Here is a 19,393-nt window from a genome sequence, read left to right on the forward strand (position 1 = left end):
TCACCCTTTCACCGCGCCGGCCGCGATACCGCGGACGAAAAGCTTGCCGGAAATGAAATAGACGATAAGCGGCACAAGCCCGGTCAGGATGGTGGCGGCCATGTTGACGTTGTACTCCTTCACGCCTTGCACCGAGTTGACGATGTTGTTGAGCTGCACCGTCATCGGATAGGTGTCGGGGCGGGTGTAGACGACGCCGAACAGGAAGTCGTTCCAGATGCCGGTCACCTGCAGGATGACGGCGACGACGAAGATCGGCAGCGACATCGGCAGCATGATGCGCAGGAAGATGCCCCAGAAGCCGGCGCCGTCGACACGCGCCGCCCGAAACAGTTCTTCCGGCATCGAGGAAAAATAGTTGCGGAACAGAAGCGTCAGGATCGGCATACCGAAAATGGAATGGACGATCACCAGCCCGCTGAGGCTGCCATAGAGGCCGATCTCGCGCAGGATGATGACGATCGGATAGATCATCACCTGGTAGGGAATGAAGGCACCGACGATCAGGATGACGAAAAACGTGTCGGCGCCCTTGAAGCGCCAATTGGCCAGCGCGTAACCGTTGACCGAGGCGATGGCAATCGACAGCAGCACCGACGGCACGGTGATGCGCACCGAATTCCAGAAGCCGCGCGAAAGCCCGTCGCAGTTGAGGCCGGTGCAGGCCGACGACCACGCCTTGACCCACGGCTCGAAAGTGATCTCGAGCGGCGGCGAGAAGATGTTGCCGAGCCGGATCTCCGGCATGCCCTTGAGCGAAGTGACGACCATCACATAGAGCGGCAAGAGGTAGTAGGCCGCCATGACAAAGAGTGTGCCGTAGAGGAAGATGTTGCGGCGCGAAAGCATACGGCGCGGTTTCGGGCCGTGTGCCCCGGCGATGTCCTGGCTGGAGGTCGCGATTGTTGGAGCGGTGGTGTTTGCCATGCTCATTTGCGCCGCCCGAATTCGATATAGGCCCATGGCACGATGACGATCACCACCGAGAGCAGCATCATGGTCGAGGCGGCAAAACCCTGGCCGAGGTTCTGGGCGAAGAACATGTAGTCATACACGTACTTGGCCGGCACCTCGGAGGCGATGCCCGGGCCGCCGCTGGTCTGGGCCACGACGAGGTCATAGACCTTGACGATGCCGGAGGCGATGATGACGAGCGTGGTGATGAAGACCGGCCGCATCATCGGGATGACGATGAACAGATAGGTTTTCCACATCGGTATCCCATCCACCCGAGCGGCCTTCCAGATGTCCTCGTCGATACCACGCAGGCCGGCCAGCATCAGGCACATGATGAGCCCGGTGCCTTGCCAGAGTGCCGCGATCGATATGCCGTAGATGACGATGCTGGAATTGTAGAGCGGGTCGAAGCTGAAGCTCTCCCAACCCAGCCCCCGCACCACATGTTGGATGCCGAAATCCGGATTGAGCAGCCACTGCCAGACAAGGCCGGTGACGATGAAAGAGAGCGCAAAGGGATAAAGGAAGATGGTTCGGAACGTGTCCTCGAAGCGTATCTTCTGGTCGAGCAGCGCGGCAAGGAGGAAACCGATGACCAGTGAAAATACCAGCGAGATCGCGCCGTAGATCAAGAGATTCTCGATCGAGATCAGCCAGCGCGGCGTCACCCACAACCGGTAATACTGGTCGAGCCCGACGAAATTCAGCCGCGGCAAGAGCTTCGAATTGGTGAAGGAATAGAGCACCGTCCAAAGGGTGCCGCCGACGAAAACCACCCCGGCGGTGAGGATCATCGGGATCGAGGCGACCTTCGCATTAAGGTTGCGGAACAGCGGGTTGGGGCGTTCGCTCTTGCTCATCTCGTCAGCCGGCTGGGTAAGGGCGGTGCGATCCCGGCCCTGCATTCGCAAGGCCGGGATCGAGGTGGGTTGCCTCCAACGTCAGTCTGCCGAAGCGATGAGGTCGGCGAAGCGCTTCTGCGCCTCTTCCACGGTCAATTCCGGCTTGGCGAAGAATTCGGCGAAAAGATCTTCCTTCTGCTTCTGGGTGTCCTGCGAGAGCAGCTGGTCCGTCCACGGTATGACGGCGCCCTTGGCGAGGATGGCGAGGCCCTTCTTCATGCAGTCGTTCGCCGCATTGAGATCGACGTCGCCGCGCACCGGCAGCGAGCCCTTCTTCAGGTTGAAGGCGACCTGCGTCTTGGGATCGAGCAGCGTCTCGGCCAGCACTTCCTGCGCCTTGGACTTGTCGGCATCCTTGAGCAGCGGGAAGTAGAAGGCGTCGCCGCCGGTAGCGATGACTTCGTTCAGCCCAAGGCCCGGCAGGCAGGTATAATCCTTGCCGGCGGTCTTGCCGGCAACCTGAAACTCGCCTTGCGCCCAGTCACCCATGATCTGGCCGCCGGCCTTGCCGGTAATGACCATGTTGGTGGCCTGATTCCAGTCCTGCACATTGGTGTTCTTTGCCATCTTGCGGGCATCATCCGCGGCCTTGAAGACCTTGGCGATTTCGGGACCGGCGGCGAATTTGGCATCCTTGTCCTTGTAGACCTTGAGGAATGCATCCGAGCCGCCCACCGCAGCAAGCAGAACGTCGAAGGCGCCGGAGGACTGCCAGGCCTGCCCGCCGACGGCGAGCGGGACGATGCCTGCCTTCTCCAGCGCCGGGGCGGCGGCCACGAATTCATTCCAGTCCTTCGGTACCGGCACGCCGGCCTTCTCGAAGGCCTCGTTCGACAGCCACAGCCACTGCCAGGAATGGATGTTGACGGGCACGCAATAGATCTTGCCGTCGATGGTGCAGCTGTCGAGCAGGCTCTTCGGCCGCACGACCTCCGTCCATTTGCCCTTGGTGGCGACGTCGGTAAGGTCGCGCATCAGGCCGGCCTGCACCAGCTCTTCCGCCTGTCGGCCGTGATTGAACTGGGTGGCGCCCATCGGATCGCCGCCGGTGATGCGGCTGATCATGATCGGCCGCGCCGTGCCGCCGGAACCGGCGATGGCACCATCCACCCAGTGATTTCCGGTTGCGTCGAATGCCTTGGCGAGTTCCGCAACCGCCGCGGCCTCGCCACCTGAAGTCCACCAATGGGTGACTTCCAAGTCCGTAGCGGCGGCCGGACCGGCAAATTGCAGGGCAGCGGTCGCTGCCAGCGCAGCGGTCAAAAGTCGGTATCGCATTTCGGTTCCTCCCAGAATCTGAAACGTTACAGATTTTCGATACGGGAATTGCGTGGGCTGCGCAACCCATGAACGAAGCGAGCTCGACATTTTTTCGAGTTGCGAACAAATTCGCATGAACAGCCGCTCTCATGTGCACTGCAACATGGATCACTGCACTGCAAAACATCGAAATAGCACGTGAAAGCCGGCAATAGGCGGCGGCTAGGGCGATTTCTTCTGGAATCCCAATGGGTTTCGCAAAAGAGCCGTCCACCTCGCCACCAGCGGTCGGCATCGCGACATTGGCAATCTGTAACGTTTCAGTATATTGACGCTTCGCTGGGGCTGGAACGCATATCGTATCGCTATGGCGGCGATTGCCGACCCGGCCTGCGACTGCTATGCGCCTGACGGGCGGGACGAATGGACAGACGGCGTACGGAAAAGAACGAGGAGGCGTTGGCGCAAGGGCGGCCGACGTTGAAGACGCTTGCCTTCATGACCGGGCTCGGCGTCACCACCGTGTCGCGAGCCCTGAAGGACGCCCCGGAAATCGGCGCCGAAACCAGGCGCCGTGTCCAACTCGTCGCCAAGCAGATCGGCTACCGGCCGAACCGCGCCGGCGTGCGCCTGCGCACCGGCAGGACCAATGTCATCAGCCTCGTGCTCAACACCGATCGCGAGATCATGAGCTTCGTCTCGGACATCATCTACGGCGTTTCGGAAGTGCTCGCCGAAACGCCCTATCATCTGATCGTCACGCCCTATTCCCGCTCGCAGGATCCGATGGAGCCAATCCGCTATCTGGTCGAGACCGGTTCGGCCGACGGCGTCATCATCTCGCGCACCCAGCCGAACGATCCGCGCGCCCGCTATATGCTGGAGCATGGCATGCCTTTTGCCACGCATGGCCGCACCGACATGGGCCTCGTCCACCCCTACCATGACTTCGACAACCATGCTTTCGCGGTTGCAGCCGTGCACCGGTTGGCCAGCATGGGCCGGCGCAAGCTGGCGCTTCTGTCGCCGCCGCCCGGGTTGACCTACTATGGCCACACGCTGAACGGCTTTGCCGATGCGCTGAGCGAGGTTGGCGCCAGCGAAATTCCATTCAACACCGTATCGATCGACCATACGATCGAGCAGATCAGAAGCCGGACCGCACAGGTGATGCGCCGCGAAAACCGGCCGGACGGCTTCGTCAGCAGCGCCGCCGCCGCGACACTCGCCATCGTCGCCGGCATCGAGGATGCCGGCCTCAAGCTCGGCCGCGACGTCGACGTGGTGTCCAAGCAGTCGTCGGACCTGCTGCACCTGTTCCGCAGGGAATTGTTGGTCGTCAACGAGAATTTCCGGCTGGCGGGCTCCGAGCTTGCCCGTTCCGTGCTGGGCTGGATCGGTGGCGCCGCACCCGGCTCGTTGCAGAGCCTGAGCGCAGCCAGTGACGTTCTATCGCTCAGCCAGGCAGTGCCCTAGCTCCTTGGTTGACGCAACTCCGGACGGAAAAACCGTTTCAAACTTTTCCTGGAGTTGCTTTAGCCAGCCGCACCACTGCCCCATGGCCCGTGGAATGCCCCCGGTCCGTCGATGCGCTCGAAGCCATGCGCGCCAAAGAAATCGCGCTGCGCCTGGATCAGGTTCGAGGTGCCGCGGCCCTGGCGGTAGCTGTCGAAATAGGCAAGTGCGGAAGACAGCGCCGGCACCGGCGAGCCGGCCTCCGATGCTCTTGCCACGACACGCCGCAGCGACGGATGCGCTTCCTGCATTAACGAGATAAAGGCCGGCGCCATCAGAAGATTTGTCGACGCGCCGCTAGAACCGAACGCCTCGGCCATGGTGTCGAGCATCTGCGAGCGGATGATGCAGCCGGCCCGCCAGATCCTGGCGATGGTCGGCATCGGCAGGTTCCAGTTGAACTCCTTCGAGGCGCCGCTCATCACCGCGAAACCTTGCGCATAGGCGGCGATCTTGCCGGCGAACAGCGCCAGTTCGAGATCTCCAAGCAATGCGTCCCTGTCACCGGAAATCTTCGTCACGCCGATGTTGCCATAGGCTTTTTCCGCCGCCAGCCGCTCGTCCTTGATCGACGACAGCACGCGCGCCGCCACCGCCGCCTCGATCGCGGTCGCCGGAATGCCGAGCTGCTGCGCCTCGATGACCGACCATTTGCCGGTGCCCTTCTGGCCGGCGCGATCGAGGATGATGTCGACCACCGGCTTGCCGGTCTTCGGATCGTCTGATGCCAGCACCTTGGCGGTGATCTCGATCAGGTAGGAATTGAGCCTGCCCTTGTTCCAATTGGCGAACACCGCGCCAATGTCCTTCGGCCCCATGCCGAGGCCGTCGCGCAGGATGCCGTAGATTTCGGCGATCATCTGCATATCGGCATATTCGATGCCGTTGTGGATGGTCTTGACGAAATGGCCGGCGCCGTCGGTGCCGAGCCACGCTGCGCAGGGCTCGTCGTTGAATTTGGCGGAGATCGCGGTCAGCACGTTCTCGACGCGTTTCCAGGAATCCTCGGTGCCGCCGACCATGATCGACGGTCCGTGGCGCGCGCCCTCCTCGCCGCCGGACACGCCCATGCCGATGAAAGTCAGACCCGAGCCAGAAAGCTCGGAGAAGCGCCGCATCGTGTCGCGGAAATTGGCGTTGCCGGCGTCGATGACGATGTCGTTGGCCGACAGCACGCCGCGCAAGGCTTCGATCTGTTCGTCGACCGGCTTACCGGCCAGCACCATGATGATGATCGGGCGCGGCGGTCGGATCGCGGCGGCGAGTTCCTCCAGGCTGTAGCACGGCACCACCATGTCCTTCAGCGCGCCGGCATTCTCGACGAAAGCGTCGGTGCGTGCCCTGGTTCGGTTGAAGACAGCGATGCGGTGGCCGTGTTCGGCGATGTTGAGCGCCAGGTTGGAGCCCATCGTGCCAAGGCCGATCAGGCCGATTTCGGCTTTTTCCATCGTTTCTTCCCTGCTTTCGAATCTTGTTGGTTGAAGCCCCGCGATTTGCGGGGATGCCCATTCTTGGGCGAGATGATTGACGGGCCTTTCGGGCCGCGTCAACCGCCTCGCCGAATTGTGTTGCATCGGCCGAGCCCGTGCCGAGGCGCTTGGCGGTCCGGCTTTACGGCCTGATGTCTACGGGTGCTTCGATCTTCACCATCTCGAAGTCCGAGACCAGGATGTCGATACGCACCGTCCAGCGGCCGGGAACCGGGATGACGAGATTGTCGACACGCCAGCTGCCATCGCCGGGCTTGGTCGCGGCGCGTTTGAGCGGCTCGATACCGGAATCGGGCTTCGACAACACCAGCGTCACCTCCTTGGCATCGAGCGGCCCGAAGTCGCCGGTCATGATGATCATCGAGGCGACGACCGATCCGGCATGGCCGGGCGTGATGCTGAGATCCGCCATCGCTTGCAGCGCGTGGATGTGGACCGAGACTGGTTGCGCCGCCGCGATCGCCAGTGCCCGTGGCGGCGGCGTGAAGCGCCAGCCTGCGGCGACACCGAAGATGGCCAGCACGATCAGCATTTCGACGCCGATCGAGCGGGCGAGCCTGCGCTGCACTTCCGTCGCTCCGGCCTCGGCCGATGCCGTCAGTTTCCAGCGGTTGACGGCGGCGAGCGTGAACAGAAAGACCAGCAGCCCGAGCTTGATCAGCAGCAGCTTGCCATAGGCGGTGTTGACCAGTGCCGCCGGCGTCTGCACCTGGATGACGGCAAGCACGATGCCGGCAGCGACAAGCACAGCCACCACAGGCACGATCATGCGTGAGAACCGCCGCAGGAATGGCGTGGCCTCCGCCGACTGGCCTTTCAGCGCCAGGCCGAGCGGCATCAGTGCCCCGGCCCAGAAAGCGATGCCGACGCCGTGCAGGAACACCATCGGTCGCGTCAGCCATTGCGGTTCGGCGGCACTGGCATGGCCGCTGGCGGCCAGCGCAACACCCACCCCGGCAAGTCCAGCCAGCGCGACTGGCTTGGCGGCCACGCGCGGCCCGGCCAGCGACAGCAGGCCGAGCCCCAGCGCGATCAAGGCGACCAGCACCGTCCAGCCGAAGCTGGTGTCGAGCCCGGTCCACCAGATGACCGGCTGCGCCAGATGAGAGAGCGGCGCGCCGAGCGCATCAAGCCCCTGCAAGCCGAGCGACAGCGGTGCCGCGACCAGCCCGCACAGGATTGCCGCGACGACGAAGCGCCGACCGGCCGACCAGCCATGGGTCAGCCAGGCAAGGGCGAAAGCGCCGCCGACGCCAAGGAAAAGGCCGATGTAGAGAAGAACCTTGCCGAGCCAGATCGCCGACCGCTGCGGCCAGTCGACGGCCTCGGCCACGATCGGCGGCTCTGTTGGCGCGCCGATGGAAAACAGCAATGAGCCGCCGACCGGATGACCGTCGGCGGAGATGACGCGCCAGCTCAACACATGCGTGCCGGATTTGAGGGTCTGCGGATTGTCGATTTCGACCGTCTGGTCGCTGAGGCGGAAGGCGGTCAGCGGAACCGGCGTGCCATCGGGCTTCACCAATGTCAGCACCAGCGGCGAGACCGGCTCGCTGAACGTCAATGAGAATTGTGCCGGACCCTGTGCCAGCACCGCGCCGTCGGCCGGGTCGGTCTTGATCAGCGCGGCATGGGCAAGCGCCGGACTTGTCGAGGCCATGACGATGAGCAGCATGACCACGGCCAGCAGCCCACCGGCAAGCCGGCAGACGAGCTTGCTGCTTATGTGAATCTTCCGCCGTGAGGATATCGCGTTCATGCCATTGCCATGAAATGGCGGCGCATTCTGCGAACGGAGCGCGCCGCCGAAAGCCATTATTTCTTTGGCAACAGCTTGATGCCGGGCGCCGGGCTTTCCAGCGCGTCTTCATCCTGCCCTGCTGCCGGGATCTCGATCCAGCGATCGGCAGCGCCGTCGCATTCCTGCACCACCGGGAAGTAAAGCTTCTGGCCCACGGGGAGATCCGCCGTCAGCGTCGCGCGAAAGACGAACTCGTCGTAGAATTCATCCGGCAGGCTTCCGCCGCTCCAGTCGACTTCCTTGACCCCGTCGGTCACCGCCTGACCGTAGAGCTGGTAGGATTTGTCGTACTTGCCCTTCTTGACCTGCAGTGTCCAGCCAGGCTTCGGCATCGGCTTCACCGCGATCACCCCTTCCGGAATCTGCACGCGTAGGGAGATCGTCGCCTTGCCGTCGCAGCCATGCGGCACGCGCAAGATAGCCTTGTAGGTCGAGCCGACAGCCGCCTCCTGCGTTTCGAGCGTGATGTGCGCGAAGGCAGCACTTGTTCCGAGGACGAGAAACGCGCCGGCCGACAAAAGATACTTGTTCATGATGGTCCCTCTGATTTCGAAATTTGTCCGACTGGCGCGATCAATCGGCGTGGTCGTCCATGCCGCCACCCATGCCTTCGACGGCGAAGTCGACGCTGACGGTGCCGGCCTTTTCGAAGGTCAGCGTGGCGGAAAACTTCTCGCCCTGCTTGGGTTGCCGCTTCAGGCCTATGAACATCAAATGATAGCCGCCAGGCGCCAGTGCTACCTTGCCGCCAGCCGGAATCTCCAGGCCGCCGGCAACCGGCCGCATGGTCATGACACCGTCCTTGACGCCCATTTCATGCAGTTCGGCCTTGTCCGAGACATCGGAGGAAATCGACAGCAGCCGGTCCGACGTGCCGCCTTTGTTGGTGATGGTGAAATAGCCGCCGGCGACTTTGGCGCCGGTCGGCGTGGCGCGCGACCAGGGGTGCCCGATCTCAAGATCACCGATCTTGAACTCATGCGCGAAACCGGTTTGGGCGCTGGCGAACAACAGGGCAAGAGCCAGTACGGCAAGAGCAATTCCAGGAAAAGTGTGAAACGGTTTTCCGTCCGGAATTGCGTCAAAAAAAAGCTCGAGACGCGCCTCGAAGCTACGTCGAATGCTGCCGAGCATGGGGCGCGCGGCGGTGCGGAAAAACTGGGACATGGTTGCTCCATGAAGTGATGGTCGCGCCGTTGCCGGCCGCGAACAGTTTGATCTTTGGATGGGTACGCCCGCGAAAGGTTCCGCCGGGCAAACAGGCTCAGGCCGTCCGCGGCGGCGCGCGCGGGTTCGACGGCGAGCGCTCACGCGCGAAGTCGAGATGGATGGCCGCCGGAAAGACGAAGGCGACGGCCTCGAAGGAAAGTGCGCCCAGTGCAAGCCCCGCATCGGGCGGCGGCGCGAAGGCCGGCGAAAACATGCCGCAGCCGAGCACGCAGCATTCCGGCAGATGCGACGGCGGCGGGTTGCCGCCGGGAAGCTGGGTCGCACCCTCACGGGTACAGATGACGTTGCCGAAGGCATCGAGTTGTGACGCATTCGGCCCGGTGCCGAAGGCGAACGCACCGAGCGTCGACTGGAGCAGCAGCAAATAGGCCGCGACAAGCGCGACCGGCATGCTCCACCGTCTCCCCTCCTTGTTCAAATGACTTGCCTGTTCAAACGATCTGCCTCATCAAGCAATCACCTGAGAGATATCTACCACGGGTGGGGCAGGTCGAAAATCGGCAATTCGATGCTGCGGCAACGCGGCGCGATCAGGATTTTTGTGGCGGCCGGCTCTCCGGGATCGAGGTCAGCAATGTCTGGCGCGCCGACTTCAGGTGTTTGCGGCAGGCTGCGTCGACCTTGCCGAGGTCGCGCGATTTGAGCCCCTCGATATAGGCAAGATGCTCACCGATCGCGACTTCGTTGCGCTCGCGCTCCTGCGCCTTGTTCCACTGGTAGTGATAGTGGAAGATCATGGCGATGACGTCGTAGAAATCGACGATGAAGCGGTTGTGCGACGCACGGTGGATGAGCCGATGGAAGCGCTCGTCCAGCTCGGAGAATTCGTTGAAGCGGGTGGCGATCTCGCTTGCCAGCAGGCGATGCTCGTCTTCCAGACGGTCAAGATCGGCCCAGACCGCGCTGTCCTGCGGCAGAGCGGCGAAGGCCGCCGCCGAGCGCAGTTCGAACATTTCGCGGATTTCGGTCAGTTCCAGCGCGAAGGCACGGGTGAAGCCCTTCAGCACCCAATGGCTGTTGCGGCGCTTCTCGATCAGGCCGAAGCGGGAGAAGCGGATCAGGAACTCGCGCACGCTGGTGGTGCCGACGCCGATCTCGCGTGCCAGTTCGAGCTCATTGATCTGCATGCCGGCCTCGGCGCCGCCAGCGAGCAGCCGTCGCATGAACGACCGCTCGATGATTTCGGCCAGCGTGTCGGTCTCTTCCTCGGGGAAGAAATCGTCGGGGCGCGGTTCGCGCAGCACCGTCTTGGCGCGCTTGTTCCAGGCGATCAGCCCGGTCTCTTCCATGCGCGCAAGAATGGTGCGCACCGTGGTGCGGCTGACGCCGAGCAATGTACCCAGTTCCGGCTCCGAAGGCAGGCTGCGTGTTTCATCGAGCAGCCTGAGGCACCTGTTGTAGGCATCCTTGTAGACGTTGTTGCTCTTCGACATTCCTGACCCGTTGCACGCCGTCGCTTGCGGCTGCTGGCTTCAAGCGCAATATGACGTTCCCATGACCCCCGAAAAGCGAAATCGCTTTTCGGAACACCCAAGGACATGCGGAACTCCCCAGCGAAAAAACAATTGACGCAAAACTGTTTTTTCACGATAAAAGACATTATCTTTTAACAGGCGCGTGTCAATCCGCCCGCGCATCCCAGGATTACCCAGGAAACCGCCCGTGAACGCCTCCAACAGCATCCTTCTGTCCCCCGCCGACAATGTCGCCGTCGCCAACGGCCGCATCGAGATCGGCACCGCGCTGCCGGGCGGTGCCGTCGCCACCGCGCTGATCGAGCCCGGCCACAAGGTGGCGATCAAGCCGATCGCCGCCGGCGAGGCCGTGGTGAAATACGCCCAGGCAATCGGCCGCGCGACACAGGACATTGCACCGGGCGAGCATGTTCATTCGCACAATCTGATTTTCGAATCCGGCCGCTTGCCCGTCGTGCCGCCAAGCGAGGCCGAGCACGCGACGGACGCCGACCGCGCCCGCACCTTCATGGGCTATCGCCGCGCCGATGGTCGCGCCGGTACGCGCAACTTCATCGGCATCGTTGCCAGCGTCAATTGCTCGGCCACTGTCTGCCATGCCATCGCCGACGAAGCCAACCGGACCCTGCTGCCGAAATATCCTGGCATCGACGGCTTCGTCCCGATCGTCCACGGCCAGGGCTGCGGCATGAGCGGCACCGGCGACGGCATGATGGTGCTGCACCGCACGCTCGCCGGCTATGCCCGCCACCCGAATTTCGGCGGCGTGCTGATGGTCGGGCTCGGCTGCGAGGTCAATCAGCTCACCCTCTACGGCCAGAAGGGCGCCGCCGCCGGCAAACGCCACTTCAACATCCAGGACGCCGGTGGCTCGCGCAAATCGGTCGAAAAGGCGATGCTGGTGCTGGCCGAGATATCAGAGGAAGTCGGCCGGCTGAAGCGTGAACCGATCCCGGTCAGCGAGATCGTCGTCGGCCTGCAATGCGGCGGTTCCGACGGCATGTCGGGCATTACGGCCAATCCGGCGCTGGGCGCTGCTGTCGACATCCTGGCCGGCGTCGGCGGCATCGGCATCCTCTCCGAGACGACGGAAATCTATGGTGCCGAGCACCTGCTCGCCTACCGCGCGGCAACACCGGAGATCGCGCAGAAACTCGACGGTTTCGTCAAGTGGTGGGAGGATCACGTCGCCAAGCACGGCGCCTCGATCGACAACAACCCCTCGCCCGGCAACAAGCGCGGCGGCCTCACCACCATCCTGGAAAAGTCGCTGGGTGCGGTCGCCAAAGGCGGCCAGACGCCGCTTAACGGCGTCTTCGGCTACGCCGAAAAGGTCACCGGCAGCGGACTGGTGTTCATGGACACGCCCGGCTACGACCCGGTCTCGGCCACCGGCCAGGTGGCGGGCGGTGCCAACATCATCGTCTTCACCACCGGCCGCGGCTCATGCTTCGGCTGCCGGCCGACGCCGTCGATCAAGGTCGCCAGCAACTCGACCATGTATCACACCATGGAAGAGGACATGGACGTCAACTGCGGCGTCATCGCCTCCGGCGAGAAAACCATCGCCGGCATGGGCCGCGAGATCTTCGAACTGATCGTCGAGACGGCTTCCGGCCGCAAGACCAAGAGCGAAGACTTCGGCTATGGCGACAACGAGTTCGTGCCCTGGCATCTTGGCGCAACGCTGTAACTCTTTGTTCTTACGCAATTCCGGACGGAAAACCGCTACACACTTTTCCTGGAATTGCTCTAGATTGAACTGATATTTGGTAGACTGCCGAGCCGGACAACGGTCGGCAGCGGGGAGGTTTTCGTATGGACAAACGCCGCATCGGCCAGACCGCGCTCGAGGTCACCGAGATCAGCTTTGGCGGCGCCGCGATCGGCGGCCTCTACCGTGCCTGTTCGCGCGAGGCCGCGATGGAGACGCTGCAGGGCGCCTGGGAGGCCGGCTTGCGCTATTTCGACACCGCACCCTTCTACGGTTTTGGCCTGTCGGAACGCCGTGTCGGCGACTTCCTGCGCTACAAGCCGCGCGATTCCTATGTGCTGTCGACCAAGGTCGGCCGCCTGTTCCGCCCGGTGCCGGACGACCACGTTCCCGATCACTCCTATGTCGATCCGCTGCCCTTCGCGCTGGACTACGACTATTCCTATGACGGTATCATGCGTTCGGTCGATTTCAGCTATGCGCGGCTTGGCCTCAACAAGATCGACATCCTGTTCGTCCATGACATCGGCGTCTACACGCATGGCGTCGAGAGGACCAAGCTGCACTTTCGCGAGTTGATGGACGGCGGCCTCAAGGCACTCGAGGAGCTGAAGCGATCCGGCGTCATTTCCGCCTATGGGCTTGGCGTCAACGAGGTCCAGGTCTGCCTCGACGTGATGCGCCGGGCGCCGCTCGATTGCATCCTGCTCGCCAGCCGCTATTCCCTGCTCGACCGCAGCGCCGAAGCGGAACTGCTGCCGCTGTGCCAGGCGCAACAGACATCACTGGTCATCGGCGGCGTGTTCAACTCCGGCATCCTGGCGACCGGGCCGGTGCAAGGCGCGCATTTCGACTATCTGCCCGCCAACCACGATGTGCTCGACCGCGTCGGTGCGATGGAAAGGATCGCCACTGAGGGCGGCTATCCCCTGGCCGCTGCCGCGTTCCAGTTTCCCTTGCATGAGCCCGCGGTCGCCACGGTGCTGACCGGCACCGCCAAGCTGGCAAACCTGACGCGCAATCTCGAACTGCTCGACGTCGACGTGCCGGAGACGGAATACGCCAGATACCGCCCCTATACGCTGGTGCAGGAGCTGGCGTGAAACGCGCATCCACCCGCCCATGAACTGGTGACCCAAGCTTCACATTCTTGCGATCCTATAAAAGAATGAACATTCCATATTGACGAATATGTGGAATTAATATTCCATGTATTCACAACGGAAACGGGAGCGTTTGACGATGGCAAGGGAGGAGCAGCGCGGTGGATCTGCCCCCTGCCAGGCCTCGCGAGGACTGGCGTCAAACACCGCTTGCATCGGCCGGATCGATGCACTATCAAAACATGGCAACTGTTTTTTATTGATAAAGTTCTGTTTGGGCCACGCCTATCCGGACGGAGCTTCCGTAACGTTCACCGGGCGACTTAGGGAGGATTCCTAATGAAATTCGTGACCAGCATTCTCAACCGCCGCGCCGTGATGACGTTGGCAGCAGCTTCGATGCTCGCCGGCGTCATGCATTCGGCGCCGGTTTCGGCGGCGGACGTGACCATTCCGATCATCGTCAAGGACACCACGTCCTTCTACTGGCAGATCGTTCTGGCCGGCGCCCGCAAGGCCGGCAAGGATCTCGGCGTCAATGTGCCGGAGCTCGGCGCCCAGGCTGAAACCGACGTCAACGGTCAGGTGTCGATCCTCGAGAACGCCGTCGCCAGCAGCCCGGCGGCCATCGTGATTGCGCCCACCGAGTTCAAGGCGCTTGGCAAGCCGATCGATGAAGCCGCTGCCAAGGTCAAGGTTATCGGCATCGACTCTGGTGCCGACTCCAAGGCCTTCACCTCGTTCCTGACCACCGACAACGTACAGGGCGGGCGCGTCGCTGCCGACGGCCTCGCAGCCGCCATCGGTGCCGCCAACGGCGGCAAGGTCGAGGGCGACGTGGCCCTGATCACCAACGCACCTGGCGCCGGCTCGCTCGAGCAGCGCAAGCAGGGCTTCGTCGAACAGCTCAAGGCAAAATATCCGGGCCTCAAGCTGGTCGCCGACAAGTATGCCGACGGCCAGGCCACCACCGGCCTCAATATCGCCACCGACCTGATCACCGCCAACCCGAACCTCAAGGGTATCTTCGCCTCCAACCTGATCATGGCGCAGGGCGTCGGCCAGGCTGTCGCCGAAAACAACCTTGGCGGCAAGCTGGCGCTGGTCGGCTTCGACAGCGACGAGAACCTGATCAAGTTCCTCAATGACGGCGTCATTTCCGCCCTCGTCGTCCAGGATCCGTACCGGATGGGCTATGACGGCATCAAGACCGCGCTCGCCGCCTCGAAGGGCGAGAAGGTCGAGGCCAACGTCGATACCGGCGCCAACCTCGTCACCAAGGCCAACATGAAAGAGCCGAAGATCGACGCGCTGCTCAACCCGAAGCTCTGAGCCGTCGCATCCAAATCGTTTTCGGGGCCTCGCGCCCCGGAAACATCCACTGCCGGCACAAACGGCTTGGCAATCCACAAGCTTGAGCTAGGCTGCCTTTCGAGGCGTATCCTTGCCTCGCAGCGTGCCAATTGTAAGGCCAATCTGGGAGGATTGTCATGACGTCGACGGCGCAGGACCTGCATCCGGCACCCGTGCTGGAACCAGGGCGGACCATCCTCGAATTGCGCGGGTTGGAGAAGCGCTATCCCGGCACCCACGCGCTGAAGCCGGTCAACCTCGCTTTCAAGTCCGGCGAGATCCACGCCATCGTCGGCGAGAACGGCGCCGGCAAATCGACGCTCATCAAGCTTCTGACAGGCGTCATGCCACGCACCTCCGGAGAGGTGATCTGGGAGGGCCAGCCGGCAGCCTTGGCAACACCGCATGAGGCGATGGCACTCGGCATCAATGCCGTGCACCAGGAGGTCGTGCTCTGCCGTCACCTGACGGTGGCAGCCAACATGTTCCTCGGCGAGGAGAATTCGCGCTTCGGCATCCTGCAGCAACGCGCCATGGTCAAGGAAGCACAGAAGATCATCGACGATCTCGGCTTCGATCTGCCGGCGCATGTCACCCTGGGCGACCTCACCATCGGCCAGCAGCAGCTGATCGCTGCCGCCCGCGCTACCGTGCGAGGCACCAAATTCCTGATCTTCGACGAGCCGACCGCCTACCTGACCCGCAAGGAGGCCGACCAGCTCTTCACCCTGATCCGCCGGCTGAAGGCCGAGGGTGTGACGATCATCTACATCAGCCACCGCATGGAGGAAGTGTTCGAGCTAGCCGATCGTGTTTCCGTGCTGCGCGACGGCACGCTGGTCGGCACCAGGAACATCGCCGAGACCAACGACGCCGAACTGGTCAAGATGATGATCAACCGCTCGATCGAGCAGGTCTACCACAAGGAGCATTTCACCCCGGGTGCCGCGATCATCGAAGCACGGAACCTGTCCGGCAAGGGGTTTGAAAATGTCTCGATGACGGTCCGCGCCGGCGAGATCGTCGGGCTCTATGGCCTGATCGGTGCCGGGCGCAGCGAATTCGTCACCACGCTCTACGGCCGCCACCGCAAATCGGCAGGCCAAATTCTCTGGGAGGGCAAGCCGGTTCAGGTCAATTCCGAGCACGACGCGATCAAGCTCGGCATGGCGCTGGCGCCGGAAAGCCGCCGCGACCAGGGTCTTTGCCTCAACCTGCCGGTCGGCCTCAATCTCAACCTGCCGATCTACAAGCGCATCTCGAACAATTTGCTGATTTCGAGCGCGCAGGAGAAGACGCAAGCCGACCGCCAGATCGCCGACCTCCGCATCAAGACACCGACACGTGGCGCGCTGGCTTCCAGCCTGTCGGGCGGCAACCAGCAAAAGATCGTCATCGGCAAATGGCTGGCCCACGGCGCCAAGCTGTTCATCTTCGACGAGCCGACGGTTGGCGTCGATGTCGGTACCAAGGCCGAGATTTACCGCCTGTTCGGCGCGCTGTTGTCGAAGGGCGCCGGCATCATCCTGATCTCGTCCTACCTGCCGGAAGTCTATGAGCTCGCCGACACGCTGCATGTGTTCCGGCGCGGCAAACTGGTGGCAAGCCATGGCTTTCGCGCCGCCAGCCACGAGGACATTCTCACGCAGGCGCTCGCCGAGAAACAAGAAAAGCTGGGAGGACAGATATGAGCACCGAGGCGATTGCTGTCGAAAAACCGAAGCGCAACTATAACGTCCTGTTTGGGCTGACGCTTTTGGCGCTGCTGGTGCTGCTGTGGATTGTGCTCTCCGTGGCAACGCCAAGCTTCGCTTCGGGCAACAACCTCGCCAATCTTTTGCGCCAGGGTTCGATGATCGCCATCATGGCGGTCGGCCAGACCTTCGTCATCATCACCGGCGGCATCGATCTGTCGGTTGGCGCCGTGGTCGGCTTCGCCACAGTCGTCGTCGCCATGATGATCAATGCCGGCTTTCCCATCTGGCTCGCCATTCTGGTGACGCTGCTGGTCGGTGTTGCCATCGGCATGTTTCATGGCTTCGGCATCGTCAAGATGGGCCTGCCGCCCTTCATCATCACGCTGGCGACGCTGACCTCGCTGCGCGGCATCGGCCTTTTGATGACCAACGGCAATTCGATCAACATCAACAGCGACACCTTCACGGCGTTCTCGCGCAATTCCTTTATCGGCATTCCCAACCTGTTCTGGATGGTCATCCTGGTCGGCATTCCGGCCTATATTTTCCTCCACCACAGCCGCTGGGGCCGGTATTTGTTCTCGGTCGGCTCCAACGCCGAGGCCTCGCGTCTTTCCGGCGTCAATGTCCAGCGCACCATCTACATGGCCTACACGCTGTCCGGTCTGTGCGCGGCTTTCGTCGGCGTGCTGCTTGCCGCCCGCATCGGCATCGGCAACCCGACCCAGGCCGAGGGCTGGGAGCTGCAGGCGATCGCCTCGTCGGTCATCGGTGGCACCTCTTTGTTCGGCGCCGTCGGCTCGGTGCACGGGCCGCTGCTCGGCGCCTTTATCCTGGCCACCATTAACAACGGCGCCAATCTGCTCAACGTCAACTCGTTCTGGCAGCGCATCATCACCGGCGCGCTGATTATCATCATCGTCTACTTCGACGGGCTGCGCCGCCGCGGCAAGTAGGCCGACCTCAACGATCGCCGGCCCGACATGACTGACGGGCCGGCGATTTCATGAACAGACTGGATCGAAGCATGAAAGCCGTCGTCTGCCGCTCGCCCGGCGACCTTGTCCTGGAAGACTGTCTCGCGCCGGACGCGCCGCCTTCCGGCTGGGCGCTGGTGGCTGTCAGCCATGTCGGCATCTGCGGCACCGACTACCATATCTTCGAGGGCAAGCACCCGTTCCTCGCCTATCCCCGCATCATGGGCCATGAAGTGTCGGGAACGATCGTCGAGACCGGTGATGGTGTCGAGCTTGCCATTGGCGAACCGGTCATCATCAATCCCTATCTTTCCTGCGGCAAATGCATTGGTTGCCGACACGGGAAGCCGAACTGCTGCGTCAGGATCGAGGTGCTCGGCGTTCATCGCGACGGCGCCATGTGCGAACGGATCCTGGTGCCGGCGCAAAATCTTTATCCGGCAAACGGCCTGTCGCTGGCGGACGCCGCCGCCGTCGAGTTCCTGGCCATCGGCGCGCATGCCGTGCGGCGCGCGCAGGGGCAGCCCGGTGCCCGCACGCTGGTCATCGGTGCCGGCCCGATCGGGCTCGGCACCGCCATCTTCGCCCGCATCGCCGGGCTTGACGTGACATTGCTCGACATGAGCAGCGAACGGCTCGACTTCGCAGCAAGCGAGCTTGGTTTTCAGACCCTCGACGGCTCGCGCGGCGCGGTGGCCGATCTGGTCAGGGAAGCAGCCGCTGGTGAAGGCTTCGATGTGGTCTTCGACGCCACCGGCAACACCCAGTCGGTGCAGTCGGCCTTTGCCCACGTCGCGCATGGCGGGACACTGGTGCTGGTCAGCGTCGTCAAGGACGATATCGCCTTTTCCGACCCCGAATTCCACAAGCGCGAGATGACGCTGATCGGCAGCCGCAATGCGCTGCGCGCCGACTTCGACCACGTCGCCGCCTCGATCCGCAACGGCGCCGTGCCATTGGCCAAGCTCGTCACCCACCGCACCACGCTGGCCGATACACCACGCGATCTCGCCCGCTGGACACACGAGAAATCCGGTCTGATCAAGGCCGTGATCGAGGTCGGATAGAAGCAATTCCAGGAAACGTGTGAAGCGGTTTTCCCGGGAAAAGCGCGTAGCGCTTTCCCTTGGGAATTGCGTCAGACAATCCGGCCCGTCGCCAGCGTCAGCTCATAGCGCCGACAATTTGAGCTCGACCCGCTCGGCCGGGAAGCGCGACTCCGAAAACTGGATCGGCTGGCCGTCGGGCGTGACGTTGACTGACACCGTGACCAGCACGATGGCGCCGGGCTGCAGGTCGAGGTCGGCGAGGTCGGCCGCATCGGCATGACGCGCTGACAGCATGGTCGATTGCCTGAGATAATCGTCTATGCCGAAACGTGCCAGCGACGCGGTGATCGAGCCGGTTTCCGTCATGGCGGCATCGATGCCGGCAAAACGCCTGGCCTCGAACCAGCCGGCGGCGCGCGACACCGGGCGGCCATCGGCTTCGCCGCGCGTTTCCAGCCGGATCACATCCGTTCCCCTGGCAAGGCCAAGCCCCTCGGCGACGCGCTGGCTGGCCGGCTCGACCGACGAGGTAAGCAGGACGGTATGCCGTTCCGACGCCTGCCCTTGCAGGCCTGCCGAAAAGCGTGTGCGCGCGCCGATCGGATAGGACAGCCGCTTGCGCGACAGCACGAAGGTGCCGCGTCCTTGTTCGGCCCGCAGCACCCCTTCCTGCACAAGGGCAGCGATGGCGCTGCGCACTGTATGGCGGTTGACTCCATATCGCTCGGCAAGTGCTACCTCCGGCGGCAGCGCTGCATTCTCGGCGAAATCGCCGATGGCGATCGCATGCAGGATCTTGTCGGCAATCTGCCGCCACAGCGAGACACCGCTGCGCCGTTCGATGCTGTCCGCCACCAGCTGCCCGACCAT

The 19,393-nt window shown here is 63.0% G+C and carries 17 protein-coding genes; 7 read left to right on the plus strand and 10 right to left on the minus strand.

What is annotated here, in order from left to right; translation table 11 throughout:
* The 3 genes from ACFFNA_RS25285 to ACFFNA_RS25295 form a co-directional block, all read right to left on the minus strand.
* Window positions 1-927 (minus strand): carbohydrate ABC transporter permease, encoded by a 927-nt coding sequence (locus ACFFNA_RS25285; protein WP_378922614.1) that lies wholly within the window; start codon window positions 925-927, stop codon window positions 1-3.
* Between the two features lie 2 nt (window positions 928-929).
* Window positions 930-1,817, minus strand: a complete 888-nt coding sequence (locus ACFFNA_RS25290) for a carbohydrate ABC transporter permease (protein WP_378922498.1) — start codon at window positions 1,815-1,817, stop codon at window positions 930-932.
* Window positions 1,818-1,898: 81 nt separating this feature from the next.
* On the minus strand, window positions 1,899-3,137 hold the full coding sequence (locus ACFFNA_RS25295) for an ABC transporter substrate-binding protein (RefSeq protein ID WP_378922500.1): 1,239 nt from the start codon (window positions 3,135-3,137) through the stop codon (window positions 1,899-1,901).
* Window positions 3,138-3,542: 405 nt separating this feature from the next.
* Here ACFFNA_RS25295 and ACFFNA_RS25300 point away from each other — a divergent pair, with 405 nt between their 5' ends.
* A complete protein-coding gene (locus ACFFNA_RS25300) occupies window positions 3,543-4,595 on the plus strand; it encodes a LacI family transcriptional regulator (protein ID WP_378922502.1) in 1,053 nt (350 codons plus the stop codon).
* Window positions 4,596-4,654: 59 nt separating this feature from the next.
* Here ACFFNA_RS25300 and gnd read toward each other — a convergent pair whose 3' ends face one another.
* The 6 genes from gnd to ACFFNA_RS25330 form a co-directional block, all read right to left on the minus strand.
* Window positions 4,655-6,082: an NADP-dependent phosphogluconate dehydrogenase gene (gene gnd, locus ACFFNA_RS25305; RefSeq protein ID WP_378922504.1), complete on the minus strand. Its 1,428-nt coding sequence runs from the start codon at window positions 6,080-6,082 to the stop codon at window positions 4,655-4,657.
* 163 nt (window positions 6,083-6,245) lie between these two features.
* A complete protein-coding gene (locus ACFFNA_RS25310) occupies window positions 6,246-7,883 on the minus strand; it encodes a copper resistance CopC/CopD family protein (RefSeq protein ID WP_378922506.1) in 1,638 nt (545 codons plus the stop codon).
* A 56-nt stretch (window positions 7,884-7,939) separates the two neighbouring features.
* On the minus strand, window positions 7,940-8,458 hold the full coding sequence (locus ACFFNA_RS25315; RefSeq protein WP_378922508.1) for a YcnI family copper-binding membrane protein: 519 nt from the start codon (window positions 8,456-8,458) through the stop codon (window positions 7,940-7,942).
* Window positions 8,459-8,498: 40 nt separating this feature from the next.
* Entirely contained in the window at window positions 8,499-9,092 is a 594-nt protein-coding gene (locus tag ACFFNA_RS25320) for a copper chaperone PCu(A)C (RefSeq protein ID WP_111548837.1), read from the minus strand.
* Window positions 9,093-9,189: 97 nt separating this feature from the next.
* Window positions 9,190-9,546 carry a DUF2946 family protein gene (locus ACFFNA_RS25325; RefSeq protein ID WP_378922510.1) on the minus strand — a complete coding sequence of 119 codons (357 nt, stop codon included), beginning with the start codon at window positions 9,544-9,546 and terminating at the stop codon, window positions 9,190-9,192.
* Between the two features lie 139 nt (window positions 9,547-9,685).
* Window positions 9,686-10,588 (minus strand): GntR family transcriptional regulator, encoded by a 903-nt coding sequence (locus ACFFNA_RS25330; RefSeq protein WP_111548839.1) that lies wholly within the window; start codon window positions 10,586-10,588, stop codon window positions 9,686-9,688.
* 229 nt (window positions 10,589-10,817) lie between these two features.
* Here ACFFNA_RS25330 and ACFFNA_RS25335 point away from each other — a divergent pair, with 229 nt between their 5' ends.
* From ACFFNA_RS25335 to ACFFNA_RS25360, 6 genes are all read left to right on the plus strand, one after another.
* On the plus strand, window positions 10,818-12,323 hold the full coding sequence (locus ACFFNA_RS25335; protein ID WP_111548840.1) for a UxaA family hydrolase: 1,506 nt from the start codon (window positions 10,818-10,820) through the stop codon (window positions 12,321-12,323).
* A gap of 125 nt (window positions 12,324-12,448) precedes the next feature.
* Window positions 12,449-13,447: an aldo/keto reductase gene (locus tag ACFFNA_RS25340; protein WP_378922513.1), complete on the plus strand. Its 999-nt coding sequence runs from the start codon at window positions 12,449-12,451 to the stop codon at window positions 13,445-13,447.
* Between the two features lie 339 nt (window positions 13,448-13,786).
* The gene (locus ACFFNA_RS25345) at window positions 13,787-14,779 is read left to right on the plus strand and encodes an ABC transporter substrate-binding protein (RefSeq protein WP_378922515.1); all 993 of its coding nucleotides are present in this window, start codon (window positions 13,787-13,789) and stop codon (window positions 14,777-14,779) included.
* A gap of 158 nt (window positions 14,780-14,937) precedes the next feature.
* On the plus strand, window positions 14,938-16,491 hold the full coding sequence (locus ACFFNA_RS25350; protein WP_378922517.1) for a sugar ABC transporter ATP-binding protein: 1,554 nt from the start codon (window positions 14,938-14,940) through the stop codon (window positions 16,489-16,491).
* On the plus strand, window positions 16,488-17,453 hold the full coding sequence (locus tag ACFFNA_RS25355) for an ABC transporter permease (protein ID WP_111548844.1): 966 nt from the start codon (window positions 16,488-16,490) through the stop codon (window positions 17,451-17,453). The genes ACFFNA_RS25350 and ACFFNA_RS25355 overlap by 4 nt, the downstream gene beginning before the upstream one ends.
* 71 nt (window positions 17,454-17,524) lie before the next feature.
* Window positions 17,525-18,541 carry a zinc-binding alcohol dehydrogenase family protein gene (locus tag ACFFNA_RS25360; protein WP_378922519.1) on the plus strand — a complete coding sequence of 339 codons (1,017 nt, stop codon included), beginning with the start codon at window positions 17,525-17,527 and terminating at the stop codon, window positions 18,539-18,541.
* Between the two features lie 102 nt (window positions 18,542-18,643).
* On the opposite strand, the gene phnF is transcribed toward ACFFNA_RS25360, so the two are convergent.
* Window positions 18,644-19,393, minus strand: coding sequence for a phosphonate metabolism transcriptional regulator PhnF (gene phnF, locus ACFFNA_RS25365; protein ID WP_378922616.1), 750 nt, complete (start codon window positions 19,391-19,393; stop codon window positions 18,644-18,646).

Source organism: Mesorhizobium kowhaii, assembly GCF_042431665.1.
GTDB lineage: Bacteria > Pseudomonadota > Alphaproteobacteria > Rhizobiales > Rhizobiaceae > Mesorhizobium > Mesorhizobium kowhaii.

Bases quoted from the DNA above. Each gene is read 5' to 3' on its own strand.
- ACFFNA_RS25285 (WP_378922614.1), bottom strand. From the start codon at position 927: ATGGCAAACACCACCGCTCCAACAATCGCGACCTCCAGCCAGGACATC.
- ACFFNA_RS25290 (WP_378922498.1), bottom strand. From the start codon at position 1,817: ATGAGCAAGAGCGAACGCCCCAACCCGCTGTTCCGCAACCTTAATGCG.
- ACFFNA_RS25295 (WP_378922500.1), bottom strand. From the start codon at position 3,137: ATGCGATACCGACTTTTGACCGCTGCGCTGGCAGCGACCGCTGCCCTG.
- ACFFNA_RS25300 (WP_378922502.1), top strand. From the start codon at position 3,543: ATGGACAGACGGCGTACGGAAAAGAACGAGGAGGCGTTGGCGCAAGGG.
- gnd (WP_378922504.1), bottom strand. From the start codon at position 6,082: ATGGAAAAAGCCGAAATCGGCCTGATCGGCCTTGGCACGATGGGCTCC.
- ACFFNA_RS25310 (WP_378922506.1), bottom strand. From the start codon at position 7,883: ATGAACGCGATATCCTCACGGCGGAAGATTCACATAAGCAGCAAGCTC.
- ACFFNA_RS25315 (WP_378922508.1), bottom strand. From the start codon at position 8,458: ATGAACAAGTATCTTTTGTCGGCCGGCGCGTTTCTCGTCCTCGGAACA.
- ACFFNA_RS25320 (WP_111548837.1), bottom strand. From the start codon at position 9,092: ATGTCCCAGTTTTTCCGCACCGCCGCGCGCCCCATGCTCGGCAGCATT.
- ACFFNA_RS25325 (WP_378922510.1), bottom strand. From the start codon at position 9,546: ATGCCGGTCGCGCTTGTCGCGGCCTATTTGCTGCTGCTCCAGTCGACG.
- ACFFNA_RS25330 (WP_111548839.1), bottom strand. From the start codon at position 10,588: ATGTCGAAGAGCAACAACGTCTACAAGGATGCCTACAACAGGTGCCTC.
- ACFFNA_RS25340 (WP_378922513.1), top strand. From the start codon at position 12,449: ATGGACAAACGCCGCATCGGCCAGACCGCGCTCGAGGTCACCGAGATC.
- ACFFNA_RS25345 (WP_378922515.1), top strand. From the start codon at position 13,787: ATGAAATTCGTGACCAGCATTCTCAACCGCCGCGCCGTGATGACGTTG.
- ACFFNA_RS25350 (WP_378922517.1), top strand. From the start codon at position 14,938: ATGACGTCGACGGCGCAGGACCTGCATCCGGCACCCGTGCTGGAACCA.
- ACFFNA_RS25355 (WP_111548844.1), top strand. From the start codon at position 16,488: ATGAGCACCGAGGCGATTGCTGTCGAAAAACCGAAGCGCAACTATAAC.
- ACFFNA_RS25360 (WP_378922519.1), top strand. From the start codon at position 17,525: ATGAAAGCCGTCGTCTGCCGCTCGCCCGGCGACCTTGTCCTGGAAGAC.
- phnF (WP_378922616.1), bottom strand. From the start codon at position 19,393: ATGGTCGGGCAGCTGGTGGCGGACAGCATCGAACGGCGCAGCGGTGTC.